Raw genomic sequence first — 24,937 nt, 5'->3', positions numbered from 1 at the left:
GGAATTGTGCGACATCGTACTATGACGTCGTTGTTGAAAATTGCGGTTCTGGGGCTGGCGGTGCTTACCGCTGGCTGCGGTTTCCATCTGCGTGGTAACACGTCAGTGCCGACCGAATTCCAGAAAATTACGTTCGACACCAGCGATCCTTATGGCCCCCTGTCACGCTCTATTCGTGAACAGCTGCGCCTGAGCGGTATCACTATTGTCGATCCTAAAGCCGATGACAGCAGCAAAGACCCAGTATCAACGAACAGCACCAGTATCGTAGATAATTCTGCAGCAGCCGCAAAACCTGCGGATGGCTCAGATAAGCTGCCATCTCTGCGTATTGTTGGTAGCAGTGAGTCAAAAGAAACGGTTTCTATCTTTAAAGATGGTAAAACGGCTGAATATCAAATGGTGCTGAACGTTAGTGCTCAGGTATTGGTTCGTGGACACGATCTGTATCCGTTGACCGTTCGCGTGTATCGTTCATTCTTCGACAACCCATTAACCGCTCTGGCAAAAGACTCCGAGCAGGAAATGATTCGTCAGGAAATGCGCGATCAGGCGGCTCAACAGCTGGTACGTAAACTGCTGTCTGTGCATGCCGCTGAGTTGCAAAACAACGACAATCGCATGAACGCGGAAGTGACTGCACCGAAAGTGCAAAGTGCAAATGACTTCAATTCAGTCAGCACCGATACCACATCGACGCCAGCTAACACCACCACCGCAACAGGCAGTATTAGCGCACAATGACTCGCGTTTATCCTGAACAACTTGCCGCGCAGCTCCGTGAGGGGCTGCGCGCTTGTTATTTAGTTATGGGCAACGAACCGTTGCTATTGCAGGAAAGCCTTGATCTGATACGCCAACAGGCGCAGCAGCAAGGCTTTACTGAATATTTCAGTTTCTCGCTGGACGCACATACCGATTGGGAAAGCATCTTTAGCCTTTCTCAAGCGATGAGCCTGTTTGCCAGCCGTCAAATTATCTCGCTAACTTTGCCCGAAAATGGGGCTAATGCCGCCATTGGTGAGCAACTGGCTAAGCTCGCCACGCTCTTACATTCCGATCTGTTGCTGATAATTCGTGGAAATAAGCCCACTAAAGCCCAAGAGAATGCCGGATGGTTTAAGACGCTTAGCCAAAACGCAGCAATGATCAGCTGTCAGACACCGGAGCAGGCTCAGCTACCACGCTGGGTGGCTACCCGCGCTAAACAGATGAACCTACAACTTGATGACGCCGCTAACCAGCTTATTTGCTATTGCTATGAAGGCAATCTACTGGCGCTGTCGCAGGCTTTAGAGCGCCTCTCACTGCTCTATCCCGACGGAAAGCTAACACTGCCTCGCGTCGAAGAAGCCGTGAGCGATGCAGCGCATTTTTCCCCATTTCATTGGGTAGATGCCATTCTGGCAGGCAAAAGCAAACGTGCATGGCATATTCTGCAACAGCTTCGTCAAGAAGATATGGAACCGGTGATCCTGCTACGTACCGTACAACGTGAAGTGCTATTGCTACTGACGTTAAAAAGTCAGATGGCTCATACACCGCTACGTAATCTGTTCGATCAACACAAGGTTTGGCAAAATCGTCGCCCCGCAATGACACAAGCCTTGCAGCTTCTCAGCTTACAACAGCTCTATCAGGCCGTGGCTTTGCTCTCGCACATCGAGGTCATACTGAAACAAGATTATGGTCAGTCCGTTTGGAGCGAGCTGGAATCACTGACGCTGTTGCTGTGTGGTAAATCATTGCCGGAGAGCATGCTAGATGCAGAATGAATGTTCCAACGCTACGCAGCTAACGGCGCTATTCGGCGGCACGTTTGATCCGATTCATTACGGGCATCTCAAGCCAGTGACGGCCATGGCCAACGAAGTGGGTTTGCAGAATGTGACTTTGCTGCCCAATCATGTGCCACCCCATCGACCGCAGCCGGAGGCCAATGCTCAGCAACGGCTCAAAATGGTGGAATTAGCCATTCAAGGCAATCCGCTGTTTTCCGTTGATGAACGTGAGCTGCATCGCACAATACCTTCCTATACGATTGATACGTTAGAGGAAGTGCGTCGAGAACGAGGTGCAAATGCACCGCTGGCGTTTATTATTGGCCAAGACTCACTACTGACATTACACAAATGGCATCGCTGGGAAGAAATCCTGCACTATTGCCACTTGCTGGTCTGCGCGCGTCCGGGATACTCCGATCGGTTAGATACGCCAGAATTGCAGCAATGGTTAGAGAAACATCAGGTTTTCGACGCTAAACGGCTTAGCCAACAACCCCATGGCTATATCTATCTCGCTGATACACCACTACTTGCGATTTCAGCTACCGATATTCGCCAGCGCCGCCACCAAGGCATCAGTTGTGATGACCTACTTCCGCGTGCCGTTCAACGCTATATCGAATTGCAGGGGCTGTACCGTTAGCTCTGGTCGCGTGTTATACTCCGCGGCCTATTTTCGCAGAACCGATATCACAACCGAATCCATTTCGTTACGTGATATGTCGTGGTTCTAACTTTAAAGATTTGATTGCCCGAATAAACGATTTGATTTGAAAACGTTATTCCGAGCAATACTGCTCCAACCCGAGGGGGAACCTTTGCAAGGTAAAGCGCTCCAAGAATTTATTATTGATAAAATTGATGATATGAAGGCTCAAGACATCATCGCGATTGATGTTGCCGGCAAGTCAAGCATCACCGACTGCATGATTGTTTGCACCGGTACTTCTAGCCGCCATGTGCATTCAATCGCGACTCACGTAGTACAAGAAGCACGTATGGCAGGTCTGCTGCCTCCGCGTATCGAAGGCGAAAACGGCGCCGAATGGATCGTTGTTGATCTGGGTGACGTGATTGTTCATGTTTTACAGGAAGAAAGTCGTCGCCTGTATGAACTGGAAAAGCTCTGGAGCTAAGCGGTGAAGCTGCAACTGGTCGCCGTCGGCACCAAAATGCCAGACTGGGTACAAACGGGATTTACCGACTATCTTAAACGTTTCCCTAAAGATATGCCGTTTGAACTGATTGAAGTTCCGGCAGGCAAACGTGGTAAAAACGCTGATATCAAGCGCATTCTAGAAAAAGAAGGCGAAATGATGTTGGCTGCGGTGGGTAAAGGTAACCGAATCGTCACGCTGGATATCCCCGGAAAACCGTGGGATACGCCAGAGCTTGCTTCGCAGTTGGAACGCTGGAAGCAGGATGGACGTGACGTTAGCCTACTTATCGGCGGTCCAGAAGGTCTAGCACCCGCGTGTAAGGCTGCGGCTGAGCAAAGCTGGTCGTTATCCACGCTAACCATGCCGCATCCTCTGGTACGCGTTCTGGTCGCCGAGAGCCTATATCGTGCGTGGAGTATCACGACGAACCATCCGTATCATCGTGAATAGCCAGTATCAACGGCGATAGTCTCAAGCTTCGCCGTTGAGTTTTGTTATTTTTCACCAAGTCATCACCCAGAACACGACGGAATGGAATGAAAATAGATCGTAACCCTTTTCGTGATTATTCAGCAGAGTCCGCCCTGTTCATTCGCCGTGCTCTCGTTGCGTTTCTCGGCATTTTGATTCTGTCTGGCATCTTGGTCTTCAATCTGTACCATCTTCAGATTCTGCGCTTCGAAGATTACAAAACCCGTTCCAACGAGAACCGTATTAAGCTGGTACCCATTGCGCCTAGCCGCGGTATGATTTATGACCGTAATGGCACACCACTTGCGTTTAACCGCACTATTTATCAGCTTGAAGTCATGCCAGAAAAAGTCGAAGACTTAAAGGCTGAGCTTGAGGCATTGCGCCCTATTGTCGATATCACCGACGAAGATTTAGATAATTTTCAGAAAGAACGGAAACGTTCGCGCCGTTTTACCTCAATTCCAGTGAAAACAGCACTGAATGAAGTTCAGGTGGCGCGTTTTGCCGTTAACCAATTCCGCTTCCCCGGTTTTGAAGTCAAAGGCTATCAGCGCCGTTTCTATCCTTATGGCTCCGCGCTGACTCACGTCATCGGCTACGTATCTAAAATCAACGATAAAGACGTAGAACGATTAGACAAAGACGGCAAACTTGCCAACTATGCGGCAACCCATGATATTGGCAAGCTAGGTATCGAGCGCTATTACGAGGATGTTCTGCACGGCAAAACCGGTTATGAAGAGGTTGAAGTCAACAACCGGGGTCGAGTCATACGCCAACTGCATGAGCAGCCACCACAGGCCGGTAAAGACATTTATCTGACGTTAGATCTAAATCTTCAGCGTTATCTTGAACAACTGCTGGCAGGCAGTCGCGCAGCCGTGGTCGTCAGCGACCCGCGCACCGGCGGCATTCTGGCGATGGTCTCTAACCCAAGCTATGACCCTAACCTTTTTGTCGACGGTATCTCCAGCAAGGATTACCAACGCCTACTCAATGACCCGAACCGTCCGTTAATTAACCGAGCGACCCAAGGGCTCTATCCCCCTGCATCCACGGTGAAACCTTATATTGCCGTTTCTGCACTCAGCGCGGGTGTGATAACCAAAAACTATAGCCTGTTCGATCCGGGTTGGTGGCAGTTACCTGGCTCTGAAAAACGTTTCCGCGACTGGAAAAAATGGGGGCATGGTCGACTGAATGTCACCAAAGCGCTGGAAGAATCGGCTGACACCTTCTTCTATCAGGTTGCCTACGATATGGGCATCGATCGCCTGTCTGAATGGCTGAGCAAATTTGGCTACGGTCAGTACACCGGCATCGATCTATCAGAAGAGCGTTCTGGCCTAATGCCAACACGCGAATGGAAACAGAAACGCTATAAAAAACCGTGGTATCAAGGTGATACCATTCCGGTTGGTATTGGACAGGGCTATTGGACAGCGACACCGATTCAGATGTCTAAAGCATTGAACACGCTTATCAACGACGGAAACATGAAGGTACCTCACCTGCTGAACAGCACGCGCATCAACGGACAGTTGGTGCCTTATAAGCAGCAGGAATCAGTACAGATTGGCGATATCCATTCCGGCTATTGGGAAATAGCCAAAGATGGAATGTATGGTGTAGCCAATCGCGCCAACGGAACGGCACATAAGTATTTCGCCAATGCGCCGTATAAAATTGCTGCTAAATCAGGTACCGCACAGGTCTTTGGTTATGAAACCTATAACGCGCATACCTTGGCTGAGCATTTACGCGACCATAAGCTAATGACGGCGTTTGCGCCGTACGATAATCCTCAGGTTTCTGTGGCTATCATTCTGGAGAATGGCGGCGCAGGACCCGCAGTAGGGACTATTGTGCGTCAAATTCTCGACCACATTATGCTCGGCGATAACAACACGACGCTCCCAAGTGAAACTGCGCCGCCTCCGGGCGTTGAAGGCGACTGATGAGGCATACAGGCTAATCATGACAGAAAACCAACAGAAACGTTCTATTTGGGCGAAGATGCATATCGACCTGCCTTTTTTGCTCTGCATTCTCTCCATTCTGGCCTATAGCGCCTTTGTCATGTGGAGCGCCAGCGGGCAAGATGTTGACATGATGGAGCGAAAAATCGGTCAGATCTTTATGGGCCTGTGCGTTATGCTGGTTATGGCTCAAATACCGCCGCGTGTATATGAAAGTTGGGCGCCCTATCTTTATGTATTCTGCGTTATCTTGCTGATTCTGGTCGATGCCTTCGGCCAGATTAGTAAAGGGGCGCAGCGCTGGCTGGATCTGGGCTTTGTCCGTTTTCAGCCGTCAGAGATTGCAAAAATTGCCGTGCCTTTGATGGTCGCTCGTTTTATCAACCGCGACGTTTGTCCCCCATCGCTGAAAAATACCGGCATTGCACTGATTCTGATATTTATGCCTACACTGCTGGTTGCAGCTCAACCCGATCTGGGAACCTCCATTTTGGTTGCCGCATCCGGTCTGTTTATCCTCTTCCTTGCAGGACTCAGTTGGCGCTTGATTCTGCTCGCAGTAGTCTTAGTTGCAGCCTTTATTCCGATTTTGTGGTTCTTCCTGATGCACGACTATCAGCAGGCTCGCGTCATGATGCTGCTCGACCCTGAAAGCGATCCACTGGGCGCGGGCTACCACATTATCCAATCCAAAATCGCTATTGGCTCTGGTGGGTTTGGGGGTAAAGGCTGGCTGCATGGTACCCAGTCACAGTTGGAGTTCTTACCAGAGCGTCACACCGACTTTATCTTTGCCGTACTGGCTGAAGAGTTGGGTCTGGTAGGTGTTCTCGTTCTACTTGGGCTGTATCTGCTAACCATTATGCGCGGGCTGATGATTGCGGCAAAAGCGCAAACCACCTTCGGCCGCGTCATGGTGGGGGGTTTAATGTTGATTTTATTCGTTTATGTTTTCGTGAATATCGGCATGGTGAGTGGAATTTTGCCCGTGGTTGGCGTACCTTTGCCACTGGTCAGCTATGGCGGTTCCGCCCTGATCGTGCTTATGGCCGGGTTTGGTATCGTAATGTCGATCCATACTCACAGAAAAATGTTATCTAAGAATCTATAGAGGTCGCGATGCGAATGGCGCATAAATCATGGCTTAGTGCTGGTTTACTCAGTCTGTTTCTGGCGGGCTGTACCAACACCACAACCACCGAGACCCCGGCTCCCCAGCAGCCTGCGTATAACGGCCCGGTAGAGGAAATCAGCGGTGCTGAACCGCGCTATGAACCCTTTAATCCGGCAACCAGTCAGGATTACAGCGTTAACGGTACCCAATATAAAGTCGTGCAAGATCCGTCTAACTTCTCACAGGTGGGTTACGCGACGTCCTATGGGGAAGAGAACGGCGGCAACATGACCGCTATCGGTGAACAGTTCGATCCGAATGCCATGACAGCGGCTCACGCAACGCTGCCACTACCAAGCTACGTACGCGTTACCAACTTAGCTAACGGACGCCGTTTAGTCGTTCGACTGAACGATCGTGGCCCATACACTGCGGGTAAAGTGATCGATCTCTCCCGCGCGGCAGCCGATCGCCTGAATATTTCAAATAATACGAAAGTCCGTATCGACTTTATTAGCGTAGCGCCAGACGGCACGATGTCAGGCCCAGGAACGATTGGCACCACGATTGCGAAGCAGAGCTATGCCCTACCCGCTCGCCCAACGATTGGCCAAGAAACCACACAGGTTTCCATGAGTCCATCGGCATCAGATACTCAAGTCGCCGTACGCCCTGTGGCAAATCCAACGCCTGCGACCATGAATAGCGATGACAACATGCCGGTTTCTGCGCCAGCAAGCAACAGCACCGGTTTCTTGGGCGCACCTCAGCCATTGCGCACTGGCGTACTGGAAGGAACTGAACCGGTCACATCTCCGGCTCCGGCAGCGGTTGCCGCCCCTGCTGCGGTAGCAGCGTCGACGACTGCTTCCGCCAATGGCAAATTTATGGTGCAGGTTGGTGCGGTCAGCGATGGTGCCCGTGCGCAACAATGGCAGCAGAAGTTAAGCCAACAATTTGGCGTACCAGGTAAAGTATCACCTAATGGTGCGATGTATCGTGTGCAACTGGGGCCATTCAGTAGTCGTCAAGAAGCCGCTGCGTTACAACAGCGTCTCGCCAGCGAAGCACAGCAGCAATCGTTTATTGCCAGCGCACAGTAAATATACATACCTCATCTAAATGGTGGGGTATGCAATAATTAGTCACACATTGCCTCTGTAAAGAGGCGCGATTAAGCCTTGTTCGGGTATGAACGATAAATCGGCTTCTGTTATAGTGTGGCTCGTTTTTTTCACTTTATTCACGGATGTTGTAGTCCCTATCATGAAATACAATTTTGCTTCCCGTTCGATAAAACGCATTGCGCTCAGCAGCCTTCTCGCCATTGGTATGGTCAATGTAGTTCATGCTGACGACGTTAATCTTAAGACCATGATCCCAGGCGTGCCGCAGATCGATGCGGAAGCGTATATCCTGATTGATTACAACTCAGGTAAAGTTTTGGCGGAATCTAACGCTGACGCTCGTCGAAACCCTGCTAGCCTGACAAAAATGATGACCAGTTATGTTATTGGTCAGGCAATGAAAGCCGGTAAGTTCACTGAGAATGATGTTGTGACCGTTGGACAAGATGCTTGGGCGACCGGTAATCCAGTGTTCAAAGGCTCATCTCTGATGTTCCTGAAACCAGGCGATCGCGTTCCTGTCTCTTTGCTGATCCGCGGTATCAATCTGCAATCGGGTAACGATGCTTGTGTTGCAATGGCGGATTACGTTGCTGGCAGTCAAGACGCTTTTGTTGGTTTGATGAACAACTACGTTAAGGCTCTGGGTTTGCAGAACACTCACTTCCAGACCGTACACGGCTTAGATGCTGATGGGCAGTACAGCTCAGCTCGCGATATGGCATTGATTGGTCAGGCTCTTATTCGTGATGTACCAAACGAGTACGCTATCTACAAAGAGAAAGAGTTCACGTTTAACAACATTCGTCAGATGAACCGCAATGGTCTGCTGTGGGATACCAGCATGAACGTTGATGGTATCAAAACCGGTCATACCGAGTCTGCAGGCTTTAATCTGGTCGCGTCTGCAACCGAAGGTCAGATGCGCTTAATTTCTGCCGTACTGGGTGGGCACACCAGCAAAGGCCGTGAAAGCGAAAGTAAAAAACTGCTGACTTGGGGCTTCCGTTTCTTCGAAACCGTTTCTCCATTGAAAGCTGGCCGTGAATTCGCTTCTGAGCCAGTATGGTTTGGTGATACCGATCGCGCACAGCTCGGCGTCGATAAAGATGTCTACCTGACAATCCCTCGCGGCCGCATGAAAGATTTGAAAGCAAGCTACACGCTGAACTCAACCGAACTTGATGCGCCTCTGGCAAAAAATCAGGTCGTGGGCACCATCAACTTCCAACTTGATGGTAAAACTATCGAACAGCGTCCATTAGTGGTGCTCAACGAAGTGCAAGAAGGTGGTTTCTTCAGTCGTATGATCGACCATATCAAACTGATGTTCCATCGTTGGTTTGGTTAATCCAGCCTCTTGAAAGCGGGAAATTTCATCCCCATATAATGAATAACAATAACTCCCGCTCCGGCGGGAGTTATAATTTATAGATTGAAGCAAAATGCTGGAGCGCAACATGAAAACTAAACTGAATGAACTGCTCGAATTTCCTTGCTCTTTTACCTATAGAGTCTTGGGTTTAGCGCAGCCTGAGCTGGTCGATCAGGTGGTCGAAGTGGTGCAGCGCCATGCACCTGGTGATTATCAGCCACAGGTTAAGCCAAGCAGCAAAGGCACCTACCACTCCGTCGCGATTACAATTAATGCGACTCATATTGAGCAGGTAGAAACGCTGTATGAAGAACTGGGTAAAATCGAAATCGTACGTACCGTATTGTAATTACAGTTTTTTAACGTTATCTCCCTGCATCAAGTATGCAGGCTAAGCGGCTCGATGAGGCATGATTGCTTTATTGAGCCGCTTTTTTTTGAACGATCAGCACTGGTCGCTGAGGGTGCATCTCGGTATAATGGCTTTACCAATTTTGTAACCGGATGATGACTCGTTTGCAACAAGACAAGATCATACTGCGTCAACTAGGGTTGCAGCCCTATGTTCCCGTATCACAAGCCATGCATACTTTTACCGACCAGCGCACAGAAAGTACGCCCGATGAGCTCTGGTTAGTGCAACATCATCCGGTATTTACACAAGGTCAGGCAGGCAAAGCCGAGCACGTATTGGCTGCAGGAGACATTCCTGTGATCCAAAGCGATCGCGGTGGCCAAGTCACTTATCATGGCCCTGGTCAGCAGGTGATGTATGTCCTTGTCGATTTGAAACGTAACAAATTTGGCGTTCGCCAACTGGTGACCGCGATAGAGCAAACCGTCGTTAACACGCTTGAAAAGTTCAGCATCGAGGCACATGCCAGAGCTGATGCTCCCGGTGTTTACGTGGGTGAAAAAAAGATTTGCTCGCTGGGATTACGCATCCGTAAAGGTTGCTCATTCCACGGGCTGGCGCTGAATACCGCCATGGATCTCGGCCCATTTAGCCGGATTAACCCTTGTGGTTACGCAGGCATGCAAATGACACAGATCAGCGCACTGAACCCCGACGTTACGCTGGAAAACGTACAGTCGGCACTGGTCGAGCAATTTATTCAAATACTGGGCTATCAATCAGCCGAGTTAAGCAACTGGAACCCGCACGATTATGAGTAAACCAATTCTGATGGAACGCGGCGTCAAATACCGTGACGCAGACAAAATGGCCCTTATCCCAGTGAAAACAGTGGCCGTAGAAAGAGAACAGCTGCTGCGCAAACCTGAGTGGATGAAAATCAAACTCCCCGCGGATTCCAGTCGTATTCAAGGTATTAAAGCGGCCATGCGTAAAAATGGCCTGCATTCCGTCTGTGAAGAAGCCTCCTGCCCTAACTTGGCTGAATGCTTCAACCACGGTACGGCCACCTTTATGATTTTAGGGGCTATCTGTACCCGCCGCTGTCCGTTCTGCGATGTTGCACATGGTCGCCCAGTTGCGCCAGATGCCAATGAACCAGAAAAACTAGCACAAACTATTGCTGATATGGGGCTGCGTTACGTGGTCATCACCTCCGTTGACCGCGACGATTTGCGCGACGGCGGTGCTCAACATTTTGCCGACTGTATCCGTGCCATTCGAGCCAAAAACCCGACCATTCGTATCGAAACGTTGGTGCCGGACTTCCGCGGCCGCATGGAACGTGCACTGGATATTTTAACGGAAACACCACCGGACGTGTTTAACCACAACCTTGAGAACGTTCCACGTATCTATCGCCAAGTACGTCCAGGTGCTGATTACAACTGGTCATTGAAGCTGCTCGAGAACTTCAAAGCGGCACATCCAGAGATTCCAACCAAGTCCGGTCTGATGGTAGGCTTGGGGGAAACAAATGAGGAAATCATCGAAGTGATGCGCGATCTGCGTGCACACGGAGTCACGATGCTAACTCTCGGCCAATATCTGCAGCCGAGTCGCCACCACCTACCGGTACAGCGCTACGTAAGCCCTGACGAATTTGAAGAGATGAAAGCAGAAGCTATGGCTATGGGCTTTACCCATGCTGCTTGTGGCCCGTTCGTACGATCTTCTTACCACGCAGACTTGCAGGCCAAGGGCGTCGAAGTGAAGTAATACCCAGTCTGTTTCTGTAGACATATTTTTTTACAAGAGAACAGGACTACAGCCAGAATCCATGAGGCCAGAGCAAATATCTCTGCGGCCTCATTTCTAGCAAACTATATAGAAAAAACCGTAGAGGGCTCACTCTCTACGGTTTTTTTATTGGCTACTCAGCTACCGCTGAAAAACCGAATCAGTCTTTATGGTCAACGCGGGGTGCAGCACTATCGGCATCTGCACCTGATTTTGCTGAGTCATCATTCATGGCTTTCTTAAAGCCTTTCAACGCAGCCCCCAAGTCTGAACCCAGAGTACGCAGCTTGTTAGTGCCAAACAGCAAAACAATCAGAACCGCAATCACCAGCAATTTGGTAATACTGATACCTTCCATAAACACCTTCTTAATGAATACATCAGACGACAGAGCCGACTGACTAAAAAACGTTCTTCATAATTTATCTATTAATATCCAATTTAGCCCTATTAGCAATGTGAATATGTAACAGAGTTAGACGTCGCTTAACGGATTGTTCTGCGAAAAACGGCGGCGATAAACTGAAGGCGATATCCCTAAATGTTGGCGAAAAGCTTGCCGAAAACCTTCGCTGGTTGAGAAACCACACATCTCGGCAACGGACTCAATGTGTTTATTACCCAATTCCAGTTGCTCACATGCCAGCGACATTCGAGCCTGCTGAAGCCAACTTGCGGGGGACATCCCCAATGACGTTGCGAAACGCCGAGCCAAAGTCCGCTCACTCATATTAGATTCACGAGCCATCATTTTCACGCTCCACGATAAATGCAGGCTGGTTTGTACTTTCTCTAACAGCAGGTACAGACCATCATGTGTTTTCACCTCTAGAGAATGCGCAATAAACTGCTTTTGTCCCCCACTACGCTGAGGAGCCATAACCAGTCTGCGCGCCACTCGATTCGCGATTTGTACCCCAAAATCCTTGGAAACCAGATATAAGCAGGCATCAATCCCTGCCGCGCTCCCCGCCGAAGTCATTATCTGTCCGCTATCAACGTAGAGTACATCGGCATCCACCTGAACATCCGGATAACGTTCAGCTAACTGTTGGCAATAACGCCAATGAGTGGTGACTCGCTTACCCGAGAGTATCCCCGCGGCTGCTAATACAAAAATACCCGAGCAGATAGTAATAAAACGCACGCCGCGCTTATATGCGGCTCGCACAGCCTCTAATAATGCTGGCGGCGGTGGTACGTCATTCCCGCGCCATCCAGGAATGACAATAGTATTGGCCTGCGCTAAGTATTCAAGCCCGTGCTCAGCCAACATCGTCACGCCGTTGGTGGTTCGCATGGGCCCATCGTCAACACCTACCACGCAGTGCTGATACCATGGGAAATCGAATTCGGGACGCGGCAAAGCAAAAATCTCTAGCGCAATACCGAATTCAAAACTACATAAGCCATCGTAGGCTAAGGTTGCTACTAAACCAGGGTTTCTATCCATAGGGGTCAATGATTGGCAGGTTTACTGGGAAATATGGCATATTTGCCACTGTAAGCAAGGCTGGATGAACAATACAGTAGTCACTCATTCAACCGAGGGAGTTTAGACGATGACCAGCTTAGTCAGCCATGTTCCACCAGCAGATTCTTCCGATGCTGAGCGCCACTTCTCTCGTCGATTTCAGTTTGAAACCGACTGCTCAGATGTTCATTACAGCTTGCAGCAACAAAATATAGATTTTGTATTGCTCGACGTTCGCTCGCCAGAGTTGTATCAACGCTCTCATCTGCCTCAAGCGATCAATCTGCCGCATAAAGAGATAGATCAACGCCTTTATCAACGCTACGCCCGCCACACCCTGTTTGTGGTTTATTGCGCTGGGCCACACTGTAACGGTGCACAAAAAGCGGCATTGGCGCTGAGTCGATTGGGGTATCCAGTGAAAGAAATGATCGGAGGCATGACGGGATGGCAAGATGAAGGTTTTACATTTTTTGGGGAGCCACAAAAAAATGTAACATGCGGCTGCTAATCGTAAAAAGCCGCTCACAGCGAGCGGCTCAGATGCACCATGTAAACATAGATAATCTTATCTTTGTGTGGTTATGGTCACCGAAGAAATGTAGTTATTAAAAGCCGTGGCCTCCTGAGCTAAAGCCTCAATGTGAGCACCAACCATCTTGAACTGTTTTAATAACGGATTATTTTCTGGCAATGAACCCAGTTCAACTAGTTTACGAGTCAGCTGTTCATTCTTTTGCAAGAGCGCGGCCTCGCGCTGACGCGCCTGCTCTAGCTGCATGCGTATTCCTTCGCATTCTTGTTGCCATACGAGACGCTGTTGCTCAAAGCTTTCTTTAAGATCATCCAAAGCCGCTAGCGAATTACGCAGTTGCACTTCCAAATCAGACATCGCGTTTCTCATCCCTCGACAGGTTAGCCATAGAGTATACCCAATGGCTTCCGACGCACCAAAAAATAGATTACATCGGCAATCATAATTAGCTTGCTGGCTAAAAGCGAATGTTGATTACGGAAATCACCGCTCATCGGAAAGTTCTTATATTTCATTCAATTCTCACAAATACACGCTTATTACTCTCGGTCAATTGGCAGCAAGAATAACCCACTGCTTTTAAATGCTTTTGTGATCGACATCTGCTCGACCCACTAAATTTTGCCATTTTCTAGATGCCTGCGGCAGTCATCTGAAGGTTCGCGTTCTGAACACTATTTAGACTCCAATCTTCAGAGAAGCGGCGTCCTACACATAAACCCCATCTACCGGTCGCCTCTCATTTATAACAAAAAAGGATAGGACTCATGAACGACTCTGTAGTTTTGGGCATCATCTGGCATCTGGTGGGCGCAGCCAGTGCAGCATGTTTTTATGCGCCGTTTAAACAGGTAAAAAACTGGTCTTGGGAAACCATGTGGTCAATTGGTGGATTCGTTTCTTGGCTCATTCTTCCTTGGCTCGTCAGCTACATTTTGCTGCCCGACTTCTGGGCCTACTATGGCTCATTCAGCTTTGCTGTTCTCTTACCGGTATTTCTGTTTGGCGCCATGTGGGGCATCGGAAATATCAACTATGGCCTGACAATGCGTTATTTAGGGATGTCGATGGGAATCGGCATTGCTATTGGTATCACCTTGATTATTGGCACGTTAATGACGCCAATTCTGCAAGGCCGAATCGACGTGCTGTTTGGTACTCCTGGCGGCCGCATGACTCTATTAGGTGTATTCGTCGCACTTATCGGCGTGGCAACGGTGAGCTATGCCGGTTTACTCAAAGAGCGCGCAATGGGAATCCGTGCTGAAGAGTTCAACCTAAAAAAAGGGTTAGTGCTTGCCGTCATGTGCGGGATTTTTTCGGCGGGCATGTCATTCGCAATGGATGCCGCTAAACCTATGCATGAAGCTGCCGCAGCACTCGGTATTAATGCCCTCTACGTGGCGTTACCAAGCTATGTGATTATTATGGGAGGTGGTGCGCTTATCAACCTTGGCTACTGCTTCATTCGCCTTGCGACTCTAAAAAATATCTCCATCAAGGCTGACTTTTCTTGGCCTCGTAAGCTTATCGTGACCAACGTATTGTTTTCGATGCTGGCCGGTCTTATGTGGTACTTGCAGTTTTTCTTCTACGCATGGGGACACGCAAAAATCCCAGCCAAGTATGATTACATGAGTTGGATGCTACACATGAGCTTCTACGTGCTATGCGGCGGCATTGTGGGTCTACTACTCAAAGAATGGAAATGCAGCAGCAAAAAACCGGTTAGCGTGCTGTGCATAGGCTGCCTAATCATTATTCTCGCTGCCAATATTGTCGGCCTTGGCATGGCGTCATAAGGAGTTAATGATGACTCATCCATTAAATATTCTCCTTTTTGGGATCGGGTTGGACACCTACTGGCCGCAGTTTCATGGCTTAAAAAGCCGCCTTGAAAGCTATCTTGGCGAAATTGAGCAACGTCTTGCACAGCAACATGACATCCATAACGGCGGACTTATCGACTCCGTTACCGCAACGGATCAACTACTTGAACAAATGCGCCACCGCCCCTTGGATGTGGTCGTGCTTTATATCAGCACCTATGCACTGAGCTCCACCGTATTGCCACTGGTTCAGGCACTGGGAAAACCCGTGCTCATTCTTGCGCTACAGCCAGACACCGGCCTTCCTTATCAGCGCATAAGAGAAATGGACGATCGTGGAGACCGTACTGGGGAATGGTTAGCGCACTGTCAGGCCTGTAGCGCCCCCGAGTTAGCTAACGTTTTTAACCGCGCCAATATTGGCTTTCAACTTTTAGTTGGCGCACTGCATAACGACGACGAAGTATGGTCGGAACTGGATGAGTGGCTAAACGCCTATCAGATACGCATGGCTCTGAGTAAAACTCAAATCGGCTTACTTGGGCATTATTATGACGGTATGTATGACGTCTACAGCAACCTAACCAATCTGTCTGCCCGTTTGGGCGTACGCTTCAAGCCCCTTGAAATGTGCGAACTCAATCAACTGCGACAAAATACGACGCCCGCGTTGTTAGATAGCAAACGCACAGAAATGAGCCAAGCCTTCACGATTGATCCCCTATGCTCGGAATCAGAACTGATGCGTGCTGCCCATACCGCCTGCGCGCTGGATGCGTTGGTTAAACAACATCATCTCGGCGCTTTGGCCTACTACTACGAAGGACAACATGGGAACGACTATGAAAACATCGTCACCTCCGTGATTGCAGGCAATACGCTGCTGACACAAAAAGAGATCCCTGTTGCCGGTGAGTATGAAGTTAAAAATGTCATCGCGATGAAGATATTTTCATTACTAGGCGCAGGAGGATCTTTCTCTGAACCTTATGGCATTGAACTCCAAGACGATGTGGTGCTTTGGGGGCACGACGGTCCCGCTCACCCGCTGATGGCTGAAGGCGATGTCAGACTGGTACCTTTGCCTGTCTATCATGGAAAACCGGGCTGTGGGGTATCCATTCAAATGACGGTTAAAAATGGGCCGATCACCTTTTTATCTGTCGTTGAAACGCGCGGTGGGGAAATCGTGCTGCAATACGCAGAGGGCGAGTCGGTAGAGGGAGAAACGTTGGATATCGGCAATACCAATAGCCGTTACCGCTTTAGCATGGGAGCACGAAACTTCACTCGAGCATGGTCTACAGCGGGGCCGGCACACCATTGCGCAATAGGCTTAGGTCACTGGGGATCACAGTTAGAGAAGTTAGCCAATGTATTAGGTGTGCGCACCCAACGTATTATCTAATTTTCTTTAGATATCTTTGCGATACAAACGCACGGGCTGGTCTGGATAATCCAGCCCGTCGCCGATATATTGCCAGCCAAAACGTTCATAATAATTGGCAAAGGTCGCATAGAGATAAAGTTCTCTAAACCCTGTTCGGCGGCTAAATGCTTCCACATGATGTTGGAGTTGAGCACCTAATCCACAACCTCGCTGACTTTCATCAATATAGAGCGCGGCTAACCACGGATACAAATCTTGGCGGCTAATCAAATCGCAGCGCCACAACCCCACAGTTCCGACGGGTTTATCATCGAGCAAGGCCACAAATGTGACAGGCAAGCCTTCAGGCCGCAAACTACTGTTAACGATACTCGCGAAAAAATCGCGACTGTTTTCGCTGCCAAAAGCCTGAAACAGCCAGTCGGTTATTAGTTCACTATGCTCTGGGACTTCAAACAGCGGCAAGATACGGATCATAAATAAGGAGCATGGTTGGAAAATAAACAGGTCGAAATATTACGCGGCATTGAGATAAAGAGAAATAAAAAATAGCCAGAAGCACCCCTCTGGCTACTGTCACGGATTCGGTTCAAATTTTATGGCAACTCATTGCCAGCAGCACGATATATTTCATACCACTCTTCACGGGTTAACGTGATGTCGCAAGCCTGACAAATCTGCTTCAGGCGCGAGGTGCTCATGGTGCCAGAAATCATTTGCATATTTGCAGGATGGCGCAGGATCCATGCCGTCGTAATTGTGGTATTAGAAACACCATAGCGCGCTGCAATTTCGTCAATTTTCTGGTTTAGCTCTGGAAACTTTGCATTTCCTAGGAAGACGCCTTCAAACATACCGTATTGGAACGGTGACCAAGCCTGAATAGTCACATCATTTAAACGACAATAATTCAGCACCTCACCATCATGATCGATGCTTGAAGCGTTCTCCATATTGACGTTAATACCGCTGCGGATCATCCCGCTATTGGTAATACTCAGTTGCAACTGGTTAGCTAAAATCTTTTGGCTCATAAATTTTTGCAACAGCGCCATCTGCATAGGACTTTGGTTAGACACGCCGAAACGACGGACTTTTCCAGTATCCAGCAGATGATCGAAAGCTTCCGCGACTTCTTCTGGCTCCATCAACGCGTCAGGACGATGCACCAGCAGCATATCCAGATAATCGGTATCAAGGCGCTCTAAAATACCGTCAACCGATTTGAGAATGTGCGCTTTCGAGAAATCGAATAGTCCTTTGCGGATACCACACTTAGACTGCAGAAAAACTTTCTCGCGGCGGTCGTCATTTAGCTTAGCGGCACGCGCAAAAATACGCTCACACTCACCGCCGCCGTAAATATCCGCATGGTCGAAGAAGTTAGCGCCTAAATCGAGTGCTGTTTGCACGAAGGTTTCTGCTTCAACCGCTTTCAGTTCGTCCATACGCATACATCCAACGACAATGGCTGGAACCTGAAGAGTAGAACCACCTAATTTAATTTGTTTCATCAAACTGTCCTATCTGGTTTACGGCTCGCGGTGCTTGCCCGTATGTTATTGAGAGTACATACCTACCCATGTTTATACCACCCGTTCAGGTTCCGTCACAAAGCGCTGGCGATACTCTCTCGGCGTTATCCCTGCATCACGGGTAAACACCACGGAAAAATAATTGCTGTCTTCAAATCCACAGCGTGTGGCGATTTCACTAATGCGATACTCACTGCGTCGCAGCAGTCGCTTAGCCTGACATAAACGTAATTGACGTAGATAATGGCTAATTGTCATACCGGTTTGTTGGCGGAAAAGCTGTTTAAGTGAACGTTCAACCAACTTATGCTCAGCACAGAATGCCGCTAAATCGAAATGATTGTCTAACCCACCTTGCAAGGATGCCATCAGCAGATCAAGCTGTTCTCCCGCAGGGAGTAAATGTGCACTTTCAGCAGTATAACGGTAACGCTTGAGCACAATGGCGAGTTGCAGCAATAAAGCCTCGGTGAGTTGCATAGAGAGCGCATCGTTTTTACGACTTTCCTGCGTCAGCTGAGCAATAATGGGTCGTGCCTGCGCTAATCCTCCCGTACTCAAACGCCAATGATTCTGGCGCGTCGTTTCATCAAAGGGCGGTAGCAGAAGATTCCACTGTGCATTCAGGCGCAAACGTTCTGGGCAGTAGATAATATTATCCAATACCAGTTCATTAACAGACTCATAGCTATGGCAATCGTCAGCGTTGATATAAAAAATATCTCCGCAGGTAATTCGATAAGGACGATCGTTAAGAATGTGTAGCCCGTTGCCGCGCCACACAATAACAATCTCACAGAATTGATGGGTATGTTCAGCAAATACCTGCTGCGGGTAGCGATCTGCCACAGCGACAGGCATCTGTTCGGATGGTAGATAATCCCGACTTTCGAGCAATAATAGCTTACCCATCTCCTGTCTCCACTCTTAAATAGCCGGACAGTATGACAAAATCTTCAGCAACGTACGTTGACGGCTTTCTCTATTCCACATATCTGTTCTTTATGGTTTCTGCATAAAAAACCACAAAGTCAGATTGTAGAAAGCTATGACTGGCAGCGTAACGCCCGCGGTGATTGGTCAAACTCGCGTTTGAATAAGGTAGAGAAATGATTGCTGTCACCGAAACCGCACTGGTAAGCGATATCCGTTATGCTGTTATCACTGTGACAAAGCTGATGTCTAGCCTGTAAAAGCCGCAGTCGAGTGAGATAACGCTGTGGTGTCATGCCTGTATGATTTTTTAGCTGGCGATGTAACGTTCTCAGCGGTAAAGAAAAACGATCGGCTAATTCTGACCATTCCACTGACTCCGCATAGTGGTCTTGTAGCCAATCGAGCAACTGACGTAAACGCCCTTCTTGGTCATCACCAATTTGCGCTGAGCAGCCTTGCCAAAGCTGTACAATTAGCTGCATAAAAACGCTTTCATGTAAGGCGATATCTTCGGCTCGTTCGCTGTCTGGCGCCTGCTCTAACTTCGACATTAAGACTTTGACCTGCTGCAATACCTGCTGGCTGATTCTCCAATGCGAAGGGTAAACGCCGTTACGCTCGCTCGGCAAAAATTGTTCAACACCTGACAAAAATTTAAATGCATCCGGTGAACGAAACAGGACATTGGTTAAAAACAATCCATCCGTATGCTCAAACAAATGGCGGTCATGGTCACGGACAAAACATACACATCCGCTGTTAAGCGTGTAAGGATTACCATTAAATACATGTACGCCAGCGCCCTGTTCCACTATAACGATTTCATAGAAATCATGATGGTGCTCAGGAAACTCAGGCTGCGGTGCTCGCGGCTCTATCGCGACGGGCGCATAGCCGGAAGAGAAAAAATCAATGCTGTGCAAAACAGTCATGGTCTACCTCCTCATCGTCTCGGGTATCAGCACTGGTTACTTCTCCAGCACTTCTGTATTGCGATAGTAGAAGAAGGCGCCAATGCGAACCTTAAACTTTTGACGCCAAAACCACTTTAAGCGCGCATTTATTTAAGAAAACGTCGCCAATATTTAGAAATGCGGCGAACATCACAGGGCGATCTCTCTAAGATATGTGACCAACTTCACTTTCACCTTTGCTGTATTGCCAAAACCAGTATTTCATTGGCATTCATGAGAAGGTGTCCTCCAAAGCAAGTTTTTACACTGGCCGTCATTGATTAATAAGATTGTTAAACGACGGACGGTTCCACATGACCACACGCCATATTGTCGCAATTGATCTTGGTGCCTCAAGCGGGAGGGTCATGCTAGCCAGCTACCATCTCGGCACTCAGAAGTTGACTCTCAAAGAGATTCGCCGTTTTGCTAACCAGCTAGTCTCACGCGATGGTTTTGATACTTGGGATCTCGATAGCATTGAGCGTGAAATCCTCGCAGGGCTGACACAAATCGATGCTGAAAAAATCTTGCTAGACAGTATTGGTATCGACACTTGGGGTGTCGATTATGTGCTGCTTGATGCCAACGGTGAGCGTGTCGGACACCCCATAGCCTATCGCGACAGCCGAACCCATGGCGTCATGACTCAGGCACAGAAAACGCTGGGGCACGAATTTATCTATCAACGCACCGGTATCCAATTTTTACCCTTTAACACGATTTACCAACTGCGAGCTCTCAGCGAACAACAGCCTGAGGTATTGGATCGTGTCGAGCATTTGTTGCTGATCCCTGACTATCTGCACTATCGACTGACAGGAAAAATGAATTGGGAATACACCAATGCCAGCACCACTCAACTGCTCAATATCAATACCGGTGATTGGGATACCGATTTGCTGAACTATGCCGGTATTCCCGCTCGCTGGTTTCAGAAACCGACTCAGCCAGGCAACCGCGTCGGCTATTGGCATAGCCCTAAAGGGCAAAACGTGCCGGTCGTCGCCGTTGCAACACATGACACCGCTAGCGCGGTAATGGCAACGCCAATACAAGATCCTGACGCAGCCTATCTTAGCTCGGGCACATGGTCACTGATGGGGATCGAGAGTGTCACACCGTTCACTGATAACGCGGCGCTACAGGCTAATATCACCAACGAAGGGGGGACTGAAGGTCATTATCGAGTCCTCAAAAATATTATGGGTTTGTGGTTGCTACAACGCGCGACGCAGGAGTTGCACGTTCAATATCTACCTGACCTCATCGCTGAAGCCGCTTTACAGCCAGCACAATATTTTCTGATTAACCCCAATGATGAACGTTTCATTAATCCAGACAACATGTGTTTGGAAATCCAGAATGACTGCCGTGAACGTGGAGCGCCGGTTCCTGAAACCCCAGCCGAATTAGCACGCTGCATTTTCGACAGTTTAGCCAATCTCTATCAACAGGTGGCGAAAGAACTCGAAGAGCTACGCGGCAAGCCGCTCCGCCACCTGCATATCGTTGGTGGCGGCAGTCAGAATCGTTTTCTCAATCAGCTATGTGCTGACCTATGTAATCTAGACGTCACCGCGGGCCCCGTTGAGGCCTCCACATTAGGCAATATCGGTTGCCAGCTCATTGCGCTAGGCGACGTGGCTAACGTGGCTGATTTCCGCCGCATCGTTGCGCATAACTTCCCTTTAGAACATTTCATCCCCAACCACCCGCATTCTTTATCCGCGCCACAGACTCACAGTGGTGCGCAAACCTCTGCCCAATTCAAAGGAACTTGTGTATGACCACTTTAATCGATCAGGCTTGGGAACTGGCAAAGCAGCGTTTCAGCGCCGTTGGCGTCGATGTTGAAAATGCATTGAAAACGATGGAGCAACTGCCTGTTTCCATGCACTGCTGGCAGGGCGACGATGTCGCCGGTTTTGAAAACCCAGAGGGCTCGCTAACCGGCGGTATTCAGGCTACTGGTAATTATCCGGGTAAAGCACGTAACGCCGCTGAACTTCGCTCTGATTTGGAAATGGCGCTCTCGCTTATTCCTGGTCCAAAACGCCTTAATCTGCATGCGATTTATTTAGAGTCTGACACGCCGGTTGCTCGAAATAAAATCGAGCCTCGCCATTTTGCTCATTGGGTTGAATGGGCGAAAAAACACCACTTAGGATTAGACTTTAACCCTTCCTGTTTTTCTCATCCGCTCAGCGCAGATGGGTTCACGTTATCATCCTCCGATCCGGAAATACGTCAGTTCTGGATTGAGCATTGCCAAGCCAGCCGTCGTATTTCTGCCTATTTTGGCGAGCAGCTAGGCACTCCGTCCGTCATGAATATTTGGATCCCTGACGGGATGAAAGATACACCGATTGACCGTCTGGCTCCGCGTCAACGTTTAGCTTCAGCGCTGGACGAAGTCATCTCAGAAAAACTCAATCCAGCTCATCATATCGATGCCGTTGAAAGCAAGCTGTTCGGCATCGGCGCTGAAAGCTATACCGTCGGCTCCAATGAGTTTTACCTCGGTTACGCCGCGAGTCGTCAGACAGCCCTGTGTCTGGATGCGGGACATTTCCATCCCACCGAAGTGATATCAGACAAAATCTCCAGCGCCATGCTGTATGTACCGCGCCTGCTGCTGCACGTCAGTCGCCCTGTTCGCTGGGATAGCGATCATGTGGTGTTGCTCGACGATGAAACACAGGCCATTGCCAATGAGATCGTGCGTCACGATCTGTTTGACCGTGTGCATATCGGTTTGGATTTCTTCGACGCTTCCATTAACCGCATCGCAGCGTGGGTTATCGGCACACGCAACATGAAAAAAGCCCTGCTACGCGCGCTGTTAGAACCGACCGAGCATCTACGCAAGCTGGAAGAAAGCGGCGACTACACAGCGCGACTCGCGTTGCTGGAAGAGCAAAAATCACTGCCATGGCAGGCCGTATGGGAAATGTATTGCCAGCGCAATGATGTTCCCGCCGACGCTCGTTGGTTGAATGCCGTTCGTGAATATGAAGAACAGGTTTTGTCTCAGCGTTAGTTATTGAAAATAAGGAATAAAACTATGCAATCCATCATCGACTCTTGGTTTGTTCAGGGGATGATTAAGGCCACCAGCGATATGTGGCTAAAAGGTTGGGACGAACGCAATGGCGGTAATGTCAGCCTGCGTCTTTTAGAAGAAGAAGTGGCGCCGTTTCGCGCTGACTTTAATGCTCAACCGCGCTGCGTTGAACTGACACAGCCAGCAACAGAATTGGCAAACAGCTGGTTTCTGGTCACCGGTTCAGGGAAGTTTTTCCGCAATGTGCAAATCGCACCGGAAGAAAATCTGGTGCTATTACAAGTCAGTGCAGATGGTATGGCTTACAACATTCATTGGGGACTGACTAAAGGCGGGTTACCGACATCAGAGCTCGCCGCACATTTCCAGTCACACATAGTGCGCATGCAAGTCACCGGCGGCGATAACCGCGTCATTATGCACTGTCATGCCACCAATTTAATTGCACTAAGTTACGTACATGACTTAGACAATGCCAAATTCACCCGCCTTTTATGGGAAGGCAGCACCGAGTGTTTGGTGGTGTTCCCTGATGGGATCGGCATCGTACCTTGGATGGTACCAGGCACCGATGGTATTGGCGCTCAGACCGCAGAGCAGATGCGCGAGCATGGATTAGTACTCTGGCCATTCCACGGCATTTTCGGCAGCGGCCCAACGCTCGACGATGCTTTTGGCCTAATTGATACCGCCGAAAAATCAGCGGAAATCATGGTGAAAGTACTGTCTATGGGCGGAAAAAGACAGACCATCTCCACCCAAGAGCTCATCGCATTGGCGGCACGGTTTGGTGTTACGCCAATGGCCGCCGCACTCAAGGATTAAGCGCTAGAAAGACCGATCGCATGCGCCTCTTTTCGGAGGCGCATCATAACGGTTTTTCATTTTCAGGAGCAATATCATGAGCTTTATGTTGGCATTACCCAAAATTAGCTTGCACGGAAACGGCGCAATCAGCGATATGGTTAAGCTACTCAGCGACAAAAAATGGGGAAAAGCCCTGATCGTCACAGATGGCCAATTAGTTGAAATGGGACTGTTAGATGGCCTGTTTGATGCCATGCAACAGCACCACCTCTCCTACGCTTTATTCAAAGATGTTTATCCTAACCCTACCGAAGAACTAGTACAGGCGGGCTTTAAAGCTTATCAACAAAATCAGTGCGATTATCTGATTGCCTTTGGTGGTGGTAGCCCGATTGATACGACTAAAGCCATTAAAATTTTGACCGCAAATCCGTCACCTTCCACGGCATATTCCGGCGTGGGGAAAGTGAAGAACCCAGGTGTACCGCTCGTCGCAATTAATACCACCGCGGGCACCGCTGCAGAACTTACCAGCAACGCCGTGATTATCGATAGCCAGCGACAGGTGAAAGAAGTCATTATCGACAGCAATATCATTCCTGATATCGCCGTCGATGACCCTGCAGTTATGCTTAATATCCCAGCGTCAGTCACTGCCGCAACCGGTATGGATGCACTGACCCACGCGATTGAAGCCTATGTCTCCGTTGGTGCACATCCGCTCACCGACCATTCCGCACTTGAGTCCATCCGTATGATTACCGAATGGCTGCCACAAGCAGTGGATAATGGTCAGAATCTCCAAGCTCGTGAAATGATGGCTTATGGCCAATATTTAGCAGGTATGGCATTCAACAGTGCAGGTTTGGGGTTAGTTCATGCGTTAGCTCATCAGCCTGGCGCGACTCACAATCTGCCGCACGGCGTATGTAATGCCATTTTACTCCCCGTTATTGAGGAATTTAATCGTCCGAATGCGGTTGCTCGTTTTGCTCGCATCGCTCAAGCCATGGGCGTCAATACAGACGCAATGAATGAAGAACAAGCAAGTCAAAGCGCAATTCAAGCGATTCGACAGCTCTCCGCCCGCGTAGGCATTCCTTCAGGATTTAACACGCTAGGCATCAAAGAAGCGGATATCGAAGGCTGGTTAGACAAAGCGTTAGCCGATCCTTGCGCGCCTTGTAATCCACGCAGTGCCGATCGCGAACAGGTACGCGCACTCTATCTCCAAGCGCTGTAA

26 protein-coding genes are annotated in these 24,937 nt (G+C 49.2%); 19 read left to right on the top strand and 7 right to left on the bottom strand.

The window, feature by feature from the left end:
• Positions 1-6 precede the first annotated feature (6 nt).
• The 12 genes from lptE to lipA all read left to right on the top strand — a co-directional run bounded on the left by lptE (position 7) and on the right by lipA (position 11,147).
• The gene (gene lptE, locus K9N75_RS06625) at positions 7-744 is read left to right on the top strand and encodes an LPS assembly lipoprotein LptE (protein WP_020303876.1); all 738 of its coding nucleotides are present in this window, start codon (positions 7-9) and stop codon (positions 742-744) included.
• Positions 741-1,775, top strand: coding sequence for a DNA polymerase III subunit delta (gene holA / locus K9N75_RS06620; protein ID WP_008812736.1), 1,035 nt, complete (start codon positions 741-743; stop codon positions 1,773-1,775). Before lptE ends, holA begins: the two co-directional genes overlap by 4 nt.
• On the top strand, positions 1,765-2,427 hold the full coding sequence (gene nadD, locus K9N75_RS06615; protein ID WP_008812735.1) for a nicotinate-nucleotide adenylyltransferase: 663 nt from the start codon (positions 1,765-1,767) through the stop codon (positions 2,425-2,427). Before holA ends, nadD begins: the two co-directional genes overlap by 11 nt.
• 175 nt (positions 2,428-2,602) lie before the next feature.
• The gene (gene rsfS, locus K9N75_RS06610; protein WP_008812734.1) at positions 2,603-2,920 is read left to right on the top strand and encodes a ribosome silencing factor; all 318 of its coding nucleotides are present in this window, start codon (positions 2,603-2,605) and stop codon (positions 2,918-2,920) included.
• A gap of 3 nt (positions 2,921-2,923) precedes the next feature.
• Positions 2,924-3,394 (top strand): 23S rRNA (pseudouridine(1915)-N(3))-methyltransferase RlmH, encoded by a 471-nt coding sequence (gene rlmH / locus K9N75_RS06605; RefSeq protein WP_004096425.1) that lies wholly within the window; start codon positions 2,924-2,926, stop codon positions 3,392-3,394.
• A gap of 86 nt (positions 3,395-3,480) precedes the next feature.
• Positions 3,481-5,376, top strand: a complete 1,896-nt coding sequence (gene mrdA, locus K9N75_RS06600) for a peptidoglycan DD-transpeptidase MrdA (RefSeq protein WP_039187147.1) — start codon at positions 3,481-3,483, stop codon at positions 5,374-5,376.
• Between the two features lie 19 nt (positions 5,377-5,395).
• A complete protein-coding gene (gene mrdB / locus K9N75_RS06595) occupies positions 5,396-6,508 on the top strand; it encodes a peptidoglycan glycosyltransferase MrdB (RefSeq protein ID WP_224452386.1) in 1,113 nt (370 codons plus the stop codon).
• 8 nt (positions 6,509-6,516) lie between these two features.
• A complete protein-coding gene (rlpA, locus tag K9N75_RS06590) occupies positions 6,517-7,614 on the top strand; it encodes an endolytic peptidoglycan transglycosylase RlpA (RefSeq protein WP_096081094.1) in 1,098 nt (365 codons plus the stop codon).
• A 163-nt stretch (positions 7,615-7,777) separates the two neighbouring features.
• Positions 7,778-8,989: a D-alanyl-D-alanine carboxypeptidase DacA gene (gene dacA / locus K9N75_RS06585; RefSeq protein WP_008812731.1), complete on the top strand. Its 1,212-nt coding sequence runs from the start codon at positions 7,778-7,780 to the stop codon at positions 8,987-8,989.
• A 109-nt stretch (positions 8,990-9,098) separates the two neighbouring features.
• Positions 9,099-9,362, top strand: a complete 264-nt coding sequence (ybeD, locus tag K9N75_RS06580) for a DUF493 family protein YbeD (RefSeq protein WP_008812730.1) — start codon at positions 9,099-9,101, stop codon at positions 9,360-9,362.
• Between the two features lie 155 nt (positions 9,363-9,517).
• Positions 9,518-10,189 (top strand): lipoyl(octanoyl) transferase LipB, encoded by a 672-nt coding sequence (gene lipB / locus K9N75_RS06575; protein ID WP_224452385.1) that lies wholly within the window; start codon positions 9,518-9,520, stop codon positions 10,187-10,189.
• Positions 10,182-11,147 (top strand): lipoyl synthase, encoded by a 966-nt coding sequence (gene lipA / locus K9N75_RS06570; RefSeq protein WP_004096414.1) that lies wholly within the window; start codon positions 10,182-10,184, stop codon positions 11,145-11,147. Before lipB ends, lipA begins: the two co-directional genes overlap by 8 nt.
• A gap of 181 nt (positions 11,148-11,328) precedes the next feature.
• Here lipA and tatE read toward each other — a convergent pair whose 3' ends face one another.
• Both tatE and ftrA read right to left on the bottom strand, forming a co-directional pair.
• Positions 11,329-11,526: a twin-arginine translocase subunit TatE gene (tatE, locus tag K9N75_RS06565; protein WP_008812729.1), complete on the bottom strand. Its 198-nt coding sequence runs from the start codon at positions 11,524-11,526 to the stop codon at positions 11,329-11,331.
• A gap of 117 nt (positions 11,527-11,643) precedes the next feature.
• Positions 11,644-12,621 carry a transcriptional regulator FtrA gene (gene ftrA / locus K9N75_RS06560; protein ID WP_064574657.1) on the bottom strand — a complete coding sequence of 326 codons (978 nt, stop codon included), beginning with the start codon at positions 12,619-12,621 and terminating at the stop codon, positions 11,644-11,646.
• Between the two features lie 109 nt (positions 12,622-12,730).
• Between ftrA and K9N75_RS06555 the strand changes: the two genes are divergently transcribed.
• Positions 12,731-13,153 carry a rhodanese-like domain-containing protein gene (locus K9N75_RS06555; protein WP_039187153.1) on the top strand — a complete coding sequence of 141 codons (423 nt, stop codon included), beginning with the start codon at positions 12,731-12,733 and terminating at the stop codon, positions 13,151-13,153.
• Between the two features lie 57 nt (positions 13,154-13,210).
• Here K9N75_RS06555 and K9N75_RS06550 read toward each other — a convergent pair whose 3' ends face one another.
• Complete coding sequence (locus tag K9N75_RS06550) at positions 13,211-13,534, bottom strand: hypothetical protein (protein ID WP_008812726.1); 324 nt, start codon at positions 13,532-13,534, stop codon at positions 13,211-13,213.
• Positions 13,535-13,944: 410 nt separating this feature from the next.
• On the opposite strand from K9N75_RS06550, the gene rhaT reads away from it, so the two are divergent.
• Together rhaT and K9N75_RS06540 are read left to right on the top strand one after the other, a co-directional pair.
• Positions 13,945-14,979, top strand: coding sequence for an L-rhamnose/proton symporter RhaT (gene rhaT, locus K9N75_RS06545; protein ID WP_008812725.1), 1,035 nt, complete (start codon positions 13,945-13,947; stop codon positions 14,977-14,979).
• 10 nt (positions 14,980-14,989) lie between these two features.
• The gene (locus tag K9N75_RS06540) at positions 14,990-16,414 is read left to right on the top strand and encodes an arabinose isomerase (RefSeq protein WP_008812724.1); all 1,425 of its coding nucleotides are present in this window, start codon (positions 14,990-14,992) and stop codon (positions 16,412-16,414) included.
• Between the two features lie 6 nt (positions 16,415-16,420).
• Here K9N75_RS06540 and K9N75_RS06535 read toward each other — a convergent pair whose 3' ends face one another.
• The 4 genes from K9N75_RS06535 to rhaS form a co-directional block, all read right to left on the bottom strand.
• The gene (locus tag K9N75_RS06535) at positions 16,421-16,873 is read right to left on the bottom strand and encodes a GNAT family N-acetyltransferase (RefSeq protein WP_039187158.1); all 453 of its coding nucleotides are present in this window, start codon (positions 16,871-16,873) and stop codon (positions 16,421-16,423) included.
• A 119-nt stretch (positions 16,874-16,992) separates the two neighbouring features.
• The gene (locus tag K9N75_RS06530) at positions 16,993-17,910 is read right to left on the bottom strand and encodes an aldo/keto reductase (RefSeq protein WP_008812722.1); all 918 of its coding nucleotides are present in this window, start codon (positions 17,908-17,910) and stop codon (positions 16,993-16,995) included.
• Between the two features lie 72 nt (positions 17,911-17,982).
• Positions 17,983-18,843, bottom strand: coding sequence for an HTH-type transcriptional activator RhaR (gene rhaR, locus K9N75_RS06525; RefSeq protein ID WP_064574659.1), 861 nt, complete (start codon positions 18,841-18,843; stop codon positions 17,983-17,985).
• Between the two features lie 134 nt (positions 18,844-18,977).
• Positions 18,978-19,799 (bottom strand): HTH-type transcriptional activator RhaS, encoded by an 822-nt coding sequence (gene rhaS / locus K9N75_RS06520; RefSeq protein WP_008812720.1) that lies wholly within the window; start codon positions 19,797-19,799, stop codon positions 18,978-18,980.
• Positions 19,800-20,188: 389 nt separating this feature from the next.
• Between rhaS and rhaB the strand changes: the two genes are divergently transcribed.
• The 4 genes from rhaB to fucO all read left to right on the top strand — a co-directional run bounded on the left by rhaB (position 20,189) and on the right by fucO (position 24,937).
• Positions 20,189-21,610 (top strand): rhamnulokinase, encoded by a 1,422-nt coding sequence (gene rhaB, locus K9N75_RS06515; RefSeq protein WP_248846514.1) that lies wholly within the window; start codon positions 20,189-20,191, stop codon positions 21,608-21,610.
• Positions 21,607-22,863: an L-rhamnose isomerase gene (locus tag K9N75_RS06510; protein ID WP_224452384.1), complete on the top strand. Its 1,257-nt coding sequence runs from the start codon at positions 21,607-21,609 to the stop codon at positions 22,861-22,863. The genes rhaB and K9N75_RS06510 overlap by 4 nt, the downstream gene beginning before the upstream one ends.
• 24 nt (positions 22,864-22,887) lie before the next feature.
• Positions 22,888-23,712: a rhamnulose-1-phosphate aldolase gene (rhaD, locus tag K9N75_RS06505; protein WP_008812717.1), complete on the top strand. Its 825-nt coding sequence runs from the start codon at positions 22,888-22,890 to the stop codon at positions 23,710-23,712.
• Positions 23,713-23,788: 76 nt separating this feature from the next.
• Positions 23,789-24,937, top strand: a complete 1,149-nt coding sequence (fucO, locus tag K9N75_RS06500; protein WP_130961976.1) for a lactaldehyde reductase — start codon at positions 23,789-23,791, stop codon at positions 24,935-24,937.

It is taken from the genome of Hafnia paralvei (assembly GCF_020150375.1).
Lineage (GTDB): Bacteria > Pseudomonadota > Gammaproteobacteria > Enterobacterales > Enterobacteriaceae > Hafnia > Hafnia paralvei.
Note: the sequence above shows the minus strand (reverse complement) of the source record. Positions and strands in the feature narration are given on the sequence as shown.